The organism is Haloarcula taiwanensis (genome assembly GCA_002844335.1).
Lineage (GTDB): Archaea > Halobacteriota > Halobacteria > Halobacteriales > Haloarculaceae > Haloarcula > Haloarcula taiwanensis.
Genome location: CP019154.1, coordinates 1,182,895 through 1,198,629, shown reverse-complemented (window position 1 = coordinate 1,198,629; position 15,735 = coordinate 1,182,895). Strand labels below are relative to the sequence as shown.

Annotated in this window: 11 protein-coding genes; 5 read left to right on the top strand and 6 right to left on the bottom strand. The window is 62.7% G+C overall.

Annotated features, from left to right (window positions below; all coding sequences use genetic code 11):
• The first annotated feature begins 47 nt into the window (after positions 1 to 47).
• Positions 48 to 500, top strand: a complete 453-nt coding sequence (locus tag BVU17_06160) for a universal stress protein (protein AUG47131.1) — start codon at positions 48 to 50, stop codon at positions 498 to 500.
• Between the two features lie 7 nt (positions 501 to 507).
• Here the strand turns inward: BVU17_06160 and BVU17_06155 are convergent, their stop codons facing one another.
• From BVU17_06155 to BVU17_06145, 3 genes are read right to left on the bottom strand one after another with little or no spacing between them, the layout of a single operon-like run.
• Positions 508 to 1,884 (bottom strand): sn-glycerol-3-phosphate dehydrogenase subunit C, encoded by a 1,377-nt coding sequence (locus BVU17_06155; protein AUG47130.1) that lies wholly within the window; start codon positions 1,882 to 1,884, stop codon positions 508 to 510.
• Positions 1,881 to 3,155 carry an anaerobic glycerol-3-phosphate dehydrogenase subunit B gene (locus tag BVU17_06150; protein AUG47129.1) on the bottom strand — a complete coding sequence of 425 codons (1,275 nt, stop codon included), beginning with the start codon at positions 3,153 to 3,155 and terminating at the stop codon, positions 1,881 to 1,883. The genes BVU17_06155 and BVU17_06150 overlap by 4 nt, the downstream gene beginning before the upstream one ends.
• Complete coding sequence (locus BVU17_06145) at positions 3,145 to 4,872, bottom strand: sn-glycerol-3-phosphate dehydrogenase subunit A (protein AUG47128.1); 1,728 nt, start codon at positions 4,870 to 4,872, stop codon at positions 3,145 to 3,147. The genes BVU17_06150 and BVU17_06145 overlap by 11 nt, the downstream gene beginning before the upstream one ends.
• Before the next feature lie 348 nt (positions 4,873 to 5,220).
• Between BVU17_06145 and BVU17_06140 the strand changes: the two genes are divergently transcribed.
• The 4 genes from BVU17_06140 (at position 5,221) to BVU17_06125 (ending at position 11,758) form a co-directional block, all read left to right on the top strand.
• Positions 5,221 to 7,764 carry a histidine kinase gene (locus tag BVU17_06140; protein AUG47127.1) on the top strand — a complete coding sequence of 848 codons (2,544 nt, stop codon included), beginning with the start codon at positions 5,221 to 5,223 and terminating at the stop codon, positions 7,762 to 7,764.
• A 128-nt stretch (positions 7,765 to 7,892) separates the two neighbouring features.
• Positions 7,893 to 9,425, top strand: a complete 1,533-nt coding sequence (locus BVU17_06135) for a glycerol kinase (protein ID AUG47126.1) — start codon at positions 7,893 to 7,895, stop codon at positions 9,423 to 9,425.
• Between the two features lie 3 nt (positions 9,426 to 9,428).
• Positions 9,429 to 10,520: a hypothetical protein gene (locus BVU17_06130; GenBank protein ID AUG47125.1), complete on the top strand. Its 1,092-nt coding sequence runs from the start codon at positions 9,429 to 9,431 to the stop codon at positions 10,518 to 10,520.
• A gap of 62 nt (positions 10,521 to 10,582) precedes the next feature.
• Positions 10,583 to 11,758: an AAA family ATPase gene (locus BVU17_06125; protein ID AUG47124.1), complete on the top strand. Its 1,176-nt coding sequence runs from the start codon at positions 10,583 to 10,585 to the stop codon at positions 11,756 to 11,758.
• Positions 11,759 to 11,786: 28 nt separating this feature from the next.
• Here the strand turns inward: BVU17_06125 and BVU17_06120 are convergent, their stop codons facing one another.
• The 3 genes from BVU17_06120 to BVU17_06110 all read right to left on the bottom strand — a co-directional run bounded on the left by BVU17_06120 (position 11,787) and on the right by BVU17_06110 (position 15,661).
• On the bottom strand, positions 11,787 to 12,758 hold the full coding sequence (locus tag BVU17_06120; protein ID AUG47123.1) for a glucokinase: 972 nt from the start codon (positions 12,756 to 12,758) through the stop codon (positions 11,787 to 11,789).
• 52 nt (positions 12,759 to 12,810) lie between these two features.
• A complete protein-coding gene (locus tag BVU17_06115; GenBank protein AUG48844.1) occupies positions 12,811 to 14,601 on the bottom strand; it encodes a pyruvate kinase in 1,791 nt (596 codons plus the stop codon).
• Between the two features lie 100 nt (positions 14,602 to 14,701).
• A complete protein-coding gene (locus BVU17_06110) occupies positions 14,702 to 15,661 on the bottom strand; it encodes a 2-keto-3-deoxygluconate kinase (GenBank protein ID AUG47122.1) in 960 nt (319 codons plus the stop codon).
• Positions 15,662 to 15,735 lie beyond the last annotated feature (74 nt).

Sequence of the window (15,735 nt, the reverse complement as noted above, 5' to 3'; positions counted from 1 at the left end):
GTAGTACCCATCGAAGGATTTAGGCGTCTGCCCCCGGAGTAGCCGGTATGGCACTCGAAACCGTTCTTCTCGCAGTCGGACCGAACGACGCCGACCGAATCGACGAACTCGCTGACGCCGTGCTTGATATCGCGAGTCCGGCCGGCGCGACGGTCATCGTTGCACACGTATTCACCGACGACCAGTACGACGGCGTTGTCGACAGGCTCGAATTCGAATCGACCGGCGAAGCCAACCCCGACGAAGTCGCCGACCGCCACACAACCGTCCGGGAACTTGTCTCACGGTTCGACGACGCCGGTCTGTCGACGCAGGTCCGGGGTGCCGTGGGCAACCACGGCGAACAGATCGTCAGCCTCGCAGAGGTGACGGAGTCGGACCTCGTCGTCGTCGGCGGCCGCAAGCGCTCGCCGACCGGCAAGGCCGTCTTCGGCTCCACCGCACAGGAAGTCATGCTGAACGCGCCGTGCCCAGTCACGTTCGTCCGCGGCGAAGAGTAGGAGGTACTTACTCGACCAGCGCGGCTTCAAGGAGTTCGAGCGGGTGGCGGATCTCGTATCCGCTCCCGTGTTCCATCTGCATCGCACAGGTCGGGCACTCGGTCATACCGGTATCGCCTTCGGCGTGTTCCATGTGCTCGAACATCTCCTCGCCGATTTCCATCGACTTCTCGTATTTTTCCTCTTTCCAGCCGTAGGTTCCCGAGATGCCGGAACAGGAGTCGCCCACGTCCTCAACTTCAGCGCCGTCGAGGTCGCGGAACAGTTCGACGGCCTGGCGATCAAGCCCCTGGTTGCGTGAGTGACACGGGGCGTGGTAGGCGAACTCTTCGGCCAGCTCGCCGTCCACGTCAGCCGCCTGCACTTCGCCCTTGAGGTCCTCGTGGATGCGGAGGTACTCGACGGCTTCGAACGTGTTCTCCGCCACTTTGTCGATGCCGTCGATGTCGAACAGTTCGGGGTACTCCTGTCGGAGCGCCATCGAACAGGAGGTACAGGAGGCGATGGCGTGGTAGCCCTCGTCGACGAGTTCTGACATCGACGAGACGTTGGTCTCGGCGTGGCGGCGGGCGTCGTCGAGCATCCCGTTGGCGAACATCGGCGTCCCAGAGCACTTCTGTTCTGGCGCGACGACCTCGTAGCCGAACTCCTCGTACACCCGGACCATGGCCTTGCCGACCTCCGGCGTGTTGTAATTGGAGTAACAGCCGTGGAAATACGCGACCTTCTTGTCGGCGTCCTCGGGGAGTCCGCGGCGCTCGCGCGCTTCCCTCGCGTTCTCACGCGAGGCCGCCTGACCGCCGCGGTCGGCCCACCACTCGCGGAAGGTCTGCCGTGCAAACTCGGGGAAGTCGCGCTCGCTGGTGACGCCAAGTGTCTTCTCCATGACCCAGCGGGCCGGGCCGAAGTTCATGGCGAAGTTGGCCAACCGCGGGACCTTGCTCGCAAAGAACGCGGAGGTGCGGTAGTTCGCCAGAATGCGGTTGCGGATGTACTCGACGGAGAGTTTGTCCATCTGCTCGCTGACATACTCCCCGCGAGCGGTGTTGTGCATCTGGCTGAGCGGGACGCCAGACGGACAGGCGTTGTCACAGCGCATGCAGTTCGAGCAGTCCATCACCGAGTCGTCGACGGTGTAGTCGTCGTCGGACTGCTTGAGCCGCCACTGTTCGGGACCCTGGAACTTCGGGCCGGGGAAGTCGTCGTCGACCTCCGCGACAGGGCAGTTCGTGTCGCAGGTCGAGCATTTATAACAGGAGTCCGCGCCGGGACGGAGGTCGAAGTCGTCGCTGTCGGGGAAGACATCAACTGGTTCGAACTCTTCGCCTGTATTCGGTGCTACCGGGTCAAACTCTGTCTCTGGTGGGGTTTCAGCGTCACTCATCGTGCCTCCTGTGCGGCGCGCTGGCCCGCCGCGTAGCCTGTTGCAATCGAGACCCCGCTACCGGACTTCTCGGCGGCGAAGTCGTACCCGCCAAGCACGGAGCCGGCGGCCCGCAGGTTCTCGAACTCGCTGTGCTCACTCGCGTCGAGGGGGCGCAGGTCGTCGTCGGTCGCCACGCCGTAGCGGGCGAACTCGTGGTCGCCAAACAGTTGGCCCTCGAACCAGTCGTAACGGTCCTCGGCGTGGGGGACGTGGCAATCGAAGATAGGTTCGTACACACCCTCGCGGTCGGACTCGACGCCCTTGCCGACGAAGCCGCCGGTCGCGAGGACGTACTGGTCGGCGCTGTTGGGAATCTTCGCACCGTTCTTCTCGATGAATACCTTCTCGATGCGGTCCTCGCCCTCGAAGTCGACGACGGGGTTGCCGGTCTCGATGCTGGCCCCGGCCTCGTCAAGCGCCGCAAACAGCGCGTCCTCAAGGCGGAGGCCGGGCAGCGACGGCGGCCCCATCGGGACTTCGAACACGTCGACGCCGAGGCGGTCGCCCAGTGCGTCGCGGATCGCGCCGGGATTGTCGTCGCCGAGAATTGCCGGGAACCCGACCCGATCCTCGTCCTCCAGCAACGGGTTCACGCGCTGTGCCAGCGCCTCGCGGGCCGGGACCATGCGCCCGCGGACCGCCACCTCGCTGTTGGTATCGAGCAGTTTGGCGTATCGGGTGACCTTCGCGTCCGCGCGCAGGTCGCCCGGGAATCGGATCGTCTCGCCGCGGACATCGAACGGGACGCCCGTCGCGTCGAGATGGGCAGCGACGTGGGGGGCGTCGAAGTCGACCATCTCCTCGATGCCGACAAGCAGCGTGTCGCGGGTGTCGCTGGCGAGGCCGGCGCTGGCTCCAGCCGGGTAGCGGGCGGTCGGCTTGATACTCCCGCCGTGGGTCGGCAAGAGCGCGTTCGTCTCCGTGTGTTCGCCTTCGTAGGTCGGGACCGCGTCGTCAAACAGCGACAGCGCGTCACGGACCGTCTGGACGCCGACTTTCCGGTACGGGTGGCTCTCCGGGAGCGACGGAATCGCCTCGTACGGGTTGGTCAGTGGGCCGTCGCCGTCTGGCGTGTAGCCGAGCACGTCAACCAGGCCAGACGCCTGGCGAAGCGTGCTCTGCTTGTAGGAAACCAGTCGCACGTCGGCTCCTTCTCGGGCGGCCGCCAGCGCACTGGTCAGTCCGCCGAGGCCGCCGCCGATGACGAGTACCTCTGACTCAATAGCCATCTGTCCCTCCGTCGGCGGCCACGTCCGCGCTGTCGACGCCGCCCGCCTGACTGTGGCCGGTGTCGAACGCCGAGAAGTCGACCGGCTCGCCGTCCGCCGGGTCCTGATCGCGGTTCTGTGTCGTTGCGTGCAACGCGTAGTTCAACGCCGCCTGCGAGAGCTGTTCGCCCCAGAGGGCGTGGCGCTGGCCCTTCCAGCGCTCCTGGAGCAGTTCATCCCAGGCCTCGCGGACGATGCTCTCGTCGTACTCCGAGTGGAGTTCGCTCGCCATCCGGTGGGAACAGAAGCCGCCCTGGCAGTTGCCCATCGACGCGCGGGTGCGGATGCGGACGGCGTTGAGGTCCGAGCCGGACCCTTCGATAGCGTCCTGAATCTCGGCGCGGGTGACGCCTTCACATTCGCAGACGGTCGGGTTCGGGCCGTCCGTTTTGAGTACCTCGTCGGCCCGGGAGCCGAGTCGCTCGACGCTCCGCCGACCGATGGGCGAGCGCAGCCCGAACTCGTCCATGTAGTCCCGGAGCACCGAGAAGTCCTCGCTGCCCGGAAGTGGCTCGTCGGCGGTCCGGCAGTCGGCGTCGATGCCGAACTTCCCGCAGACGTGGTCGCTTATCTGCTCGCCCATCATCCGGTAGGTCGTGAACTTCCCGCCGACAATGCTGGTCATGCCGGGGAGGTCGTCGCGCTCGTCGTGATCGAGCAGGAAGAAGTCCCGCGTGATGTCGGTCGGGTCGTCACTGCCGACGTCCGGCGGTTCGTACAGCGGGCGAACGCCCCAGAACGAGCGAATGGTCCGCGCCTCGTCGAGCATCGGAACCAACTCCGAGAGGGTGTCGATCATCATGTCGACCTCCCACTGCTCCTCGGGGTAGTCTTCGGGGTCCTCGACCTCCTCGTCAGTCGTCCCCAGAATCGCAGTCGTCTCGTGGGGAACGACGATGTCCGCGTCGCCCTTCGGTCGACAGCGGTTGATGACGGTGTCGACCTGACGGATGTTCATGATGGTCATGACACCCTTGGAGGGGCGAACTTCGATATCCAGCCCGGCCATGTCACCGATGCGGCCGGCCCAGGCACCAGTTGCATTCACGACGTAATCAGCGCGGATCTGTTCGGTTCCGCCCTCCGTGCCGTGGACGCGCTTGCCGGGGCCGGAGTCGTGTTCGACCTCGATGCCGACGACCTCGCCGCTCTCGACGAGGAGGTCGGTCACTTTGGAGTGGGTCTCGATGCGCGCGCCGTGTTCCTGTGCGCTCGCGGCGTTCGCGACGACCAGCCGGAACGGGTCGATGGCCCCGTCAGGAACGCTGATTGCCTTGTCGATGTCCTTCGCCAGGTGTGGCTCCATCGCGCGGGCTTCTTCGCCCGAGACGACTTCGGCGGGGATGCCGCACTCCTCACAGCCGCTGAGCTTCTTCTGGAAATACTCCTCGGAGTCCTCAGGTCGCTTGACGAACAGGCCACCGGTCATTTCGACACAGTGGCTTGCGATGTCACGCAGTACCCGGTTTTCCTCGATACACTCGGTCGCGCTGGCCTGGTCCGAGACGGCGTATCGCCCGCCGCTATGGAGCAGCCCGTGCATTCGACCGGTGGTCCCGTGGGTTAGATTCCCCTGTTCTACGAGGGTCACGTCGAGCCCGCGCATCGCGAGGTCCCGCGCGATGCCCGCCCCAGTCGAGCCGCCACCGATGACGGCGATGTGTGGTGTCGGTCCCATCTATCTTTCCGTGATTTTGGAGCGCACACACTTCACTTTACCGTTGCTGGTGCTTGGACAGTAAATTTTCTATGTAATCATGAGGAATACCGTGACACCTACTGTTAATTGTGAACGCACAGCATATTATTTTTCGCTGATTGGCCAGGTAGTGGTTGACCACATTCTCTCAAATTCGAGAGATAACTCCATATTTTCAAATACTGGCGTACTAGAGACGACGTTGTAGAATGGAAACCGCGCTCGCGTATTAATTATCACTCCTACCGTTTCGACAGTAACTATTATATATTTTGATAGTGGACTATTCCCGAGAGCGTGTTGGTCGTTCGGCCAACGGGAGCGACAATGAGTAAATGGAACCCACTTGATTCAGAAGACGGCCCGCCTGACAGGGAGCACACCGACGGCGGCGTCACAGAGGGGCGGGATGGAAACGAGTCTGAGACTGAACCGCCGTCAGCAGAAGCCCTCCAGAAGGACGCAGAGACCGAAAACGACCCTGAACGGGCGGAACTGGAAGCACGATGTGAGCAACTGGCGGCGGAACTCGAACAGGAGCGGGCAGACCGCCAGGCGCTCGAAACCACTGTCGACCGTCTCACGTCTGTTGCCAAGGCGAACGCTAACGGCGACCTGACCGCAAAACCCGGACAGCCACCAGCTGAGGCGGCTGAGCCGCTGTACGACGCATACGAGGAACTGCTCCGGGAATGGACTGACACTGTCGATCGGATGGCGTCGTTCAGCGAACAGGTGACCGCCGCAACGGAACAGGTCGACACCCGTCTCGGATCGGTCAAGTCCGCCAGCCGGGATGTGAGCGGTGCTGTCGGCGAGATTTCGGCTGGTTCGGACGAGCAGCGCGACGAGATACAGTCGATTTCCGACGAGATGCGGAACCTCTCGGCGACGATTGAGGAGATAGCGAGCGCCGCAAACGAGGTTGCGGACACGTCAAGCGAAGCCAGCGCTCGGGGCGAATCCGCACTAGAGTCGGCGTCCTCGGCGATGACGACGCTCGACCGATTGACTGACAACGCCGAAGCGACCGTCGACAAGGTCGAACAACTGAACGACCTGCTGTCTGACATCGAGGAGATTGTGGGCTTCATCACGGACGTCGCGGACCAGACCAATATGTTGGCGCTGAACGCCAACATCGAGGCTGCCCGAGCAGGGGAATCCGGCGACGGGTTCGCCGTCGTGGCTGAGGAGGTCAAATCGCTCGCAACAGAGACGAAGGAAGCGACTGACGAGATTGCAGCGTCTATCCAGGAGGTTCACGAACAGGCTGACGCGACGGTTTCGGAGATGTACGATACCCGGAAGAGTGTCGAAGACACCCGCTCGTCAGTCGCCAGTGCGCTTGATGAACTGGATTCCGTCGTCTCGATGGTCGAGGAGGTCGATTCGAGCGTCCAGGAGATTGACGATGCGACGGATACGCAGGCCGACTCCACACAAGAAGTCGTGTCGATGGTCGACGATGTCGAGGATATCAGCGCCCGGACAGCCGAAGAGGCAGCTGTCGCCGCCGACGCCGCAGCGGACCAGACAACGGAACTTGCAGAGGTCTCGACGCGAGTTTCCACGCTTACCGAGCGGGCTGAATCGCTTGAAGCGTCGCTGGAGTCCTTCGAACTGGCGACCGGTTCGGCGGCGGCGACCACGGACGGAACTGTCGTCGAATTCTGGCACGCGATGGGCGGCGAGAAGGCGTTACTGCTGGAAGACCTCGTCCGCGAGTTCGAATCACAGACCGACGGGATCAGTCTCGCGCTGCGGTCGAAAGGGAGCTATCGCGGGACTCTCGATGCGACGCTGAACGCCGCTGAAAACGGTGACCCACCGGCGATCGCACAGATATTCGAGATTGGCACCACGCGTGCGCGCGATAGTGGTCATTTCATCCCGGTCGAAGAACTGCTCCCGAGCGCTCACATCGACGCGCTGCTCGATCCAGTGACGAACTACTACCGTTTCGACGGGACGCTCCACTCGCTGCCGTTCAATGCGTCGAACCCGGTGATGGCGTACAACCGGGACGCGTTCAGACAGGCTGGGCTCGATCCCAGTTCGCCGCCGGAAACCCTCGCTGACGTTCGGAGCGCAGCTGAGACGCTCGTCGACCGGGGTGGCGTGGACACTGGTATCACGTTCGCGAACTACTCGTGGTTCGTCGAACAGTGGTTTGCCGAAGCTGACCAGCTCCTCGTAGACGAGAACAACGGACGGTCCGGGTCGCCGACAGAGAGCTATCTTGACGGGGAGTTCGCCCACGACTTATTCGAATGGTGGCAGACCCTCGAAGCGGACGGACTGTACCACGACCCCGGAATCGAAGCCAGAGGGGCGGCTCGGACCCACTTTGCCGAGGAGAACGCCGCGATGCTCATCGGCTCGACGTCGTCGCTGAACAGTATCGAACGTAGCGCCGACTTCGATGTCGGAACCAGCCAGCTCCCAGTGCTCGACGACCGGACCGGTGTACTCGTCGGCGGCGCATCCCTCTGGGTCGGCGATGCAGTTTCCGGGGCCGTACACGACGCTGTCGGGGAGTTCCTCACCTGGCTTACCGAACCAGCCCAGCAGCGACGGTGGCACCAGGAAACCGGGTACTTCCCGGTCCACGAGGAGACGATTCCACGGCTCCGGGCCGACAACTGGTTTGACCGGAACCCCCACTACAGAACGGCGTTCGACCAGCTCATGGAGACGCGCGATACCACTGCAACGCGGGGCGCGCAGATCGGACCGTTCGATACGGTTCGAACAATCATCGAAGATGCCGTCGACAGTATGGATGGGCCTGATTCGGTTCCGTCTGCACTTGACCGCCTCGACACACAGGTCACAAAGCAGCTTGAGCGGTACAATTCCGGACGGTAGCGCCGTCCCGGCCTTTCTTTACTCCCCAAACATCACCATTAGTAATCTTTATAATGGTTCACTATGTTGTTTACTGGCAAGGTGGTAGCTTTCATAAATAAGCTACCTCCACCACGGAGAACACAACAATGGCAGACACATACGTTGGCGCGATCGACCAGGGAACGACCGGTACCCGCTTCATGGTATTCGACCACAGCGGCCAGGTCGTTGCGAACGCCTACGAGAAGCACGAACAGATTTATCCGGAGCCCGGCTGGGTTGAGCACGACCCCGTCGAAATCTGGGAAAACACGCAGGAAGTCGTGACGAAAGGGCTGGCGGACGCAGGTGTCGGTGCCGAACAGCTCGAGGCGCTCGGCATCACGAACCAGCGCGAGACGACGATCGTCTGGGACAAGGAGACCGGCAAACCGGTCCACAACGCGCTGGTCTGGCAGGACCGCCGAACCACCGACCGGGTCGAGGAAATCCAGGAAGAGGACAAGGTCGAGTGGATCCGGGGGAAGACCGGGCTGGAATGTGACGCCTACTTCTCGGCGACAAAGACTGAGTGGATCCTCGACAACGCGGAACCGCTCAAGATGCAGAGCTCGCGCGGCGCTGACCTCCGCGAACGGGCCGAAGACGGCGAGCTCCTGATGGGGACCATCGACGCGTGGCTCATCTACAAGCTCACCGGCAACCACATCACGGACGTCTCGAACGCATCGCGGACGATGCTTTACAACATCCACGACATGGAGTGGGACGACGAACTCCTCGAAGAGTTCGGCGTTCCGAAGTCCATGGTTCCGGAAGTCCGCCCGTCTTCCGACGAGAGTCTGTACGGCCACACCGACGCGGACGGCTTCCTCGAAGAGGAAGTCCCCGTTGCGGGCGCGCTGGGTGACCAGCAGGCCGCACTGTTCGGCCAGACGTGCTTCGATAAGGGTGATGCGAAGAACACGTACGGGACCGGCGCGTTCTATCTGATGAACACCGGCTCCGAAGCAGTCGCCTCGGACAACGGCCTGCTGACGACCGTCGGCTTCCAGATGTCCGGTGAACCCGTTCAGTACGCGCTGGAAGGCTCCATCTTCATCGCCGGCGCGGCCATCGAGTGGCTCGAAGACGTCGACCTCATCAACAACGCCGCCCAGACCGCAGAACTGGCCCGCTCGGTTGACTCAACCGACGGTGTCTACATGGTTCCGGCCTTCACTGGTCTCGGCGCTCCGCACTGGGACGGGCGCGCTCGCGGGACCATTGTCGGGATGACTCGCGGCACGCGAAAGGAGCACATCGTGCGTGCGACTCTAGAGTCTATCGCGTACCAGACCCGCGACCTCGCGGAAGCGATGGAAGAAGACTCCGGCGTCGAGATGACGACGCTGCGAGTCGACGGTGGTGCCGTCAAGAACAACTTCCTCTGTCAGCTCCAGTCCGACATCATCCAGACGGACATCGCTCGGCCGCAGGTTGACGAGACCACTGCCCTCGGGTCAGCATACGCCGCCGGCCTCGCTGTTGGGTACTGGGACACTGTCGACGAACTCCGGGACAACTGGCAGGTCGACGAGGAGTTCTCGCCGGAGATGGACGCCGAGGATGCAGACAAGATGTACGCTCGCTGGGACGACGCCGTCGACCGTTCCCGCGACTGGGCACAGGAGGAATAACAGATGGCAATCGCATTCGGACTCACGGCAGTCGATATGCTCGTCCTCGCCATCGCGGCGTTCGCGGGCGGCGCGTTCGGGGCATCTATCGGTGCACTCCCGGCGTTCTGTTTCACCGGCTTCATGGTGCTTATCGGAGAAGCCGGTAACGTCGTCTCAGAGTCGTTCATCGGCGGGTCTCCTGACGTCATTGCCGGTGCCGCCGGTGGGTACGGAGCCGGCATCGTCGGCCCGCTGGCCTTCGGTCCCGTGTTCGGGCCACACGTCGCCTTCGCTGGTGGTGTGGCAGCAGCCGCTTACGCCGCGAAATACGACGGAATGTACGAGCCGGACGACGGTGACTACCACCCGGCGAAGGACATCGCCTACGCCCTCGGTACCCGGCCGGACGTGCTTGCTGTCGGTGGGGTATTCGGTATCTTAGGGATGGCGATCAGGCAGACGTCCGGCGGACTCGGAATTCCGATCGATCCGCCTGCGGCAGGGGTCATCCTGACCGCTGTTATCGCCCGTCTGGTCTTTGGCTACCCGGTTATCGGCCGTGCCCGCGGAAGTGGCCTGCTCGATATGTCGCCGTTCGAGAGCGGAAAGATGCGGTCGAGCAACAGTGACGAAGTCGCAACGGATGGCGGAGCCATGGCTGCCGAGCGACCGGCTGTCGAGCCGTGGCTGCCACACCAGTACAAGTGGACACACGTCGCAATGCTCGGGCTCATCACCGGCATCCTCGGTGCGTACATCTTCGCGAAGACCGGGAGTCTCTTCCTCCCGTTCGGTATCTCAGCAGCGAGTCTGCTGTTCCTGAACCTCGGCGTGGAGAAATTCCCGGTCACACACCACATGACGCTCCCAGCAACGTTCGTCGCTAGTATGGCGATGACGGACGGAGCGAGTGTCCTAGTCGCGCTCGGGCTGGGCGCATTCTTCGGTATCCTAGGCGCGCTGTTCGGTGAGGTCTACCAGCGCATCTTCTACGCGCACTCGGATACGCACTTCGACCCGCCAGCCGCATCGATCATCACGACGACCCTCATCCTGGGCATTCTGGCACTGGCTGGAGTGTTCACGACGTCCGCAGCGATCCCCCTGCCGTAAGAACTCATACGGCTTTTTATTTACAGGTCCAATCGAATATACACACGATCTAATTTCCAAGCATGGACATTGAAGCGAGAATCAAGCGTCGACAACGCCGGAACGGTGAGCCACGGCTCATTCAGGATTACGAGTCCATCTCACCGGTCGTCCACATAGAGGAGCCGGCCGACCGAGGTCCGGTCCTCGAACGGCTGCTCGACCACCTCGATCCGGTGTTTGATGGCCAGCTTCCGCCCAACGCGTACGTGTACGGCCCCCACGGTTCAGGGAAGTCCGCGGTTATCACGGCGCTGTTCGCCAACTTAGAACAGCTCCCGACGGAGCAACAGGCGATCATCCACACGACGACCCGTGCACAGCCACCGACCTCTCCGTCGTTCGTCTATGTGAACGCCAGAGAGACCGCAAGCGAGTTTGCGTTCTACCACGCAATCTTGGACGCACTCGTTGACGAATCGGTGCCGGAACACGGAATTGGGACGGAGACGCTCAAATCACGGCTCCACGACCTCGTCCGAGAGCAACGCACGGGGATCGTCATTGCAGTCGACCACATCAGCGAACCGGAGAGTATCCAGGCACCGGACCTCGTTGACCTGTTTGCTGGCTTACCGAGCAACGTCAGCTGGCTGGCTATCGGTCGCGACGACCCGTCGGCGACTGAACTGACACGGTACACCGCGGAGTCGATCAGTATCGACCGCTATCAACGGCAGATGCTCGTCGACGTGTTGATGACCAGAGCTTCGAACGGGCTGGCTCAGCAGGGGCTCGACCACAGTCTGGCGAGGCATATCGCCGACTGGGCAGACGGAAACGCCCACGATGCCCTTGCCGCGCTGTTTATTGCTGCAGAGTTAGCCGAGGAGCGGGGTCAGGACCGCATCACACAGGCCAACGTCGACGCGGCTATCGGGGAAGTTCCCGACCCCTGTGTGTCGCTGGGCATCGTCCTCTCTCTGCCGACGAACCGGCAGGCGGTCCTCAGAGAACTCATCGACTTAGAGGAGGGCGAACGCTCTTCGGTAACGGCGACGACTGAGGCGATTGCGTCGGCAGAATCAGTCGAGCTCTCCGCCGGGACCGTCAAGCGGTTCCTCTATGAAATGGCGGAATCCGGCGTCGTCGACCGTGTCGAGGCGACAGTCACCAACGGGCAGGGACGTCCGCCGAGCCGTGTCGAGCCGCGGTTCCCTCCGACGGCCTTCCGGCGGCTGTACGACCTGCAACAGTAACGCGACGGTGCGGTTTTGTCGACGCTTTTCAGACGCGCTGTGACGGGTCGCCTGTGCCGCCAGTCAGCGCGGACGCCAGTGCGCCGCGAACCACGACATCGTCGCCAAACTGCGTCAACTGGATATCCGGAATGTTCGACATCACCATGTCATCAAGTCGGTCCCGGATGGGGTCTAGCACCTGCTCAGGGTTATTGAGCGCAACGGCCCCGCCAACGTAAACCACGAGGGGCGCGTACGCGTGGACAATGTTAGCAACGCCGATTGCGTTCCAGTGACAGATCTGATCGAGAACGTGTGAGGCGAACTCGTCTTCGCCGGCGTACTCGAAGATATCCGCCGCAGAAAACTCCTCTGTCTCGATTGGGAGTGCCGTCTCGACAGGGTCCTCTCGGTGGAGCTGTGTGGCATACCGCGGGATGTTCTCGCCCGAGCAGTACGCTTCCCAGTGGCCGTCGTGTCCGCAGCCACAGGTCATGAACCCGTGCGGGTCAATCGTCAAGTGGCCGACTTCCCCGGCGTTGCCGTCCCAGCCTGAGAGGATGTTCCCGTCGACAGCGACTCCAGCGCCGACTCCGGAGGAGATAGTGAGATACACCATGTCATCGGGGCTTCGGTCCGAATAAAACCGTTCGCCAATGACGCCGGCGTTGGCGTCGTTGTGCAACGAGACCCGCTCGCTGCCGATGAGGTTCTCGACCGGCCCGGTCAGCGGAATCCGGTCGATGGTGTCTGGAAGGTTTGCTGGGTTTTCCACGACGCCTTCAGCCAGATCCATCGGACCGAAGGACCCGATACCGGCGGCAATCACGTCTGTCGGGGCGATATCAGCAGCGTCGCAGGCCTGCCGAATCGCGTCGAGGACCGCTTCCGTGACCGCGATACCTGCCGGTCCACGCGGTGTCTCAGTTTTGTGTGACTCGACTATCGAGCCCGTCTCGTCACCGATAACAGCCCGAATATGTGTCGCTCCGAGGTCGACCCCTGCGTAAGCGCCCATGCTGGTCGAAGGGTTGCCCCACCGATACTTAACTACACAGATTCTACTGCGATTAGTAGTCTCGCTCTCTGCCCGAGATGTCCTCTCGTCCAACGGCCTCTTCGTAGACGACGCCGCGTTCGGAATCCAGTGTGACAGTCGCCCCGTCGGAGACCGTATCAGGCAGGTCCGCGTTCGATATCATCGGAATCGAAAGCTCACGGGCAACGATGGCCGCGTAGCTCGTGACACCCTCGTGGCCGTCGATGATGCCGCCGATGTGGCTGGTGTCGCCGACGAATTCGCCGTCGAATCCCTCCGGAACAGCCAAGATCGCCCCGTCGGGGACGTTTGAGAGATCGCCCGGCGACTCCCGGGGCGGTGCTGTCGAAATCCGATGGACAGGACCGGTCACTAACCCGTCGACGATGGAGCGACCGCTGGTGACCGTTTCGGCCGCGACGTGGACTTTCAGCATATTCGCCGTGTTCATCCCCTCCAGTTCGGTCATCATTCCAGAGAGGACGACGACCGTGTCACCGCTGTCCGCGGCCTCGGTGTCGAGGGCCGCCTGAACTGCCGTCTGGATGACGGCGTCAGCGCCCTCGGTAGTGTACTCGGTCGTTACGGGCGTGATACCCCACGAAAGCGCGAGCTTCCGGCGGACGCGCTCGCTCGGCGTCGACGCGACGATGGGGATCGACGGCCGGTACTTCGCCGATTTCAGCGCGGTGTAGCCGGACTCGGACGCCGCGACAATCGCCGACGCGCCGATGTCGCGGGCGAGGAACCGACCGGAGCGCGCGAGCGCGTCCGTTCGGGTATCACCGGCGTTTGGCACGCGCTGTTCGCGGGACTCGGCGTACTCCTCGCTGCCCTCGACATCACGGATGATCCGGTCCATGGTCTCGACGACGCGGGTCGGATGGTCGCCGATGGCCGTCTCGCCAGAGAGCATCACTGCATCCGTGCCGTCAAGAACTGCGTTTGCCACGTCCGATGCCTCTGCACGGGTCGGCCGCCGGGAGTGGACCATCGAGTCAAGCATCTCGGTGGCCGTGATGACGGGAACACCAGCCTCGTGACACCGGCGGATGATGCGCTTTTGAATGATCGGGACATCCTCGAGCGGGCACTCCACACCGAGGTCACCGCGGGCGACCATCACGCCATAGGCCTCGTCGATGATCGAATCGAGGTTCTCGACGGCCCCGGCTCGTTCGATCTTGGCGATGATGGGGATGTCGACGCCGCGCTCTTCGAGGGCCTGGCTGATCTCGTAGATGTCCTCGCCGTCGCGGACGAACGACGCGGCCACGAAGTCGGGTTCTTTCTCGGCGGCCACGTCGAGTTCCTGTCTGTCGTTCTCCGTGATGGTCGGCAGGTCGAGTTCGACACCGGGAACGTTGACGCCTTTGCGGGCGGACAGCTTGCCGCCGTTCTCAACGGTCGCAAACACTGTATCATCATCGACGCGCTCGACAGTCGTTTCGATGCGTCCGTCATCAAGCAGCACGCGATCACCCGGCTCGACTGCGGTAATCGACTGCGAGAGACCGACCTCTTCCGGCGTCGCGTCGTCACCGACGACGTACCGGATGGTAGACCCTTCCGTGAGCTGAATCGGTTCGTCGATCTCTGCGGTGCGGACCTCCGGTCCTGGCATATCAAGCATGGCCGCGACCGGCTCCTCGACCGCTTCGTCTACCTCACGGATTCGATCAATCATCTCACGGCGGTGTTCCGGCGAACCGTGGCTCGCGTTCAGTCTGGCAACGGACATCCCGGCTTTTGCAAGTGACGCGATGTCGTCGACTGAATCCGACGCGGGACCGAGAGTACAGACGATCTTCGCGCTACGCATTGTGACCTCCGTCTCCGGGGAGCCACAGTTTACAGCGTTCATAGTTAATCATATCCTGCCGTTCCCCGCGAAGGGATAAGAAGCTTGCTGGACGGCGTAGCTACCGCGAAATCGCTTCCGTGTCGCCGCTGAGAATCGAGCGGATTTCGTCGGGGGACACAACGGCAATGTCGCCCGGAATCGTCCGTTTGAGTGCGGCCGTCGCGGCCCCCCAGGCAAGCCCGTCTGCAACGGAGCCACCGGAGAGGTACTGCGAGAGGAAGCCGCCGACAAAGGAATCGCCAGTGCCGACCGGATGTGCATCGGTCGACTCGAAGGTCGGCTGCTCCGTTACGGTCCCGTCAGCGAGCGCGAGCGCCCCGTCGCTGCCGCGGGTAATCACTGTCGCTTCGAACCCGTACTCGGCAGCAAGGTCCCGAGCAATCGTTTCCGGGTCGCCAGTCCGGTCCAGCACGACGTTCGCGTCCCGTTCTGCGACGACGAGCACGTCGACAGACGGGAATAGCTCGGTCAGGACTGAACGGGCTTCGGCTGGCGTCCAGAGCTTCGAGCGGTAGTTCAGGTCGAAGCTCGTGGTCGTACCCGCGTCCTGTGCGAGCGAGAGGAGGTCAGCAGTAGTCGATTTGAGCGTCTCCGACAGCGCCGGTGTGATACCCGAGGTATGGAACCCCGCGGCGTCTGCGATAGTCTCGGTTGGAAGCTCCGCCGGTGTGGCGGTTGTGACACTGGCGTTTTGACGGTCGTAGATGACATCGTTCCCACGCGGTGGACTACCCTGTTCTAGATAGTAGGTTCCCTGTCGGGCGCTGTCCGCGTCGTCCCAAGCGATATCGACCGACACGCCGTGGTGCTTGAGTTCTCCTGTGACTCGTCGACCGACCGGCGAATCGGGGAGTTTTGAGGCCCACAGTGCATCGAGTCCAAGCCGCTGCGCAGCGACCGCAACGTTTGACTCTGCGCCGGCTGCTCTGACAGTGTACTGGTCTGCGGTCTCCAGTCGCTCGTCGTCGGGTGGCGACAACCGCAACATTGTCTCACCGAACGTAACTAACTCCGTCATATCCGACGTTGCTCACTGACTGGGTATAAATCCCGGAGAACCAGCCGCCAGACGGCTTTGTTAGTCTCTCCTTA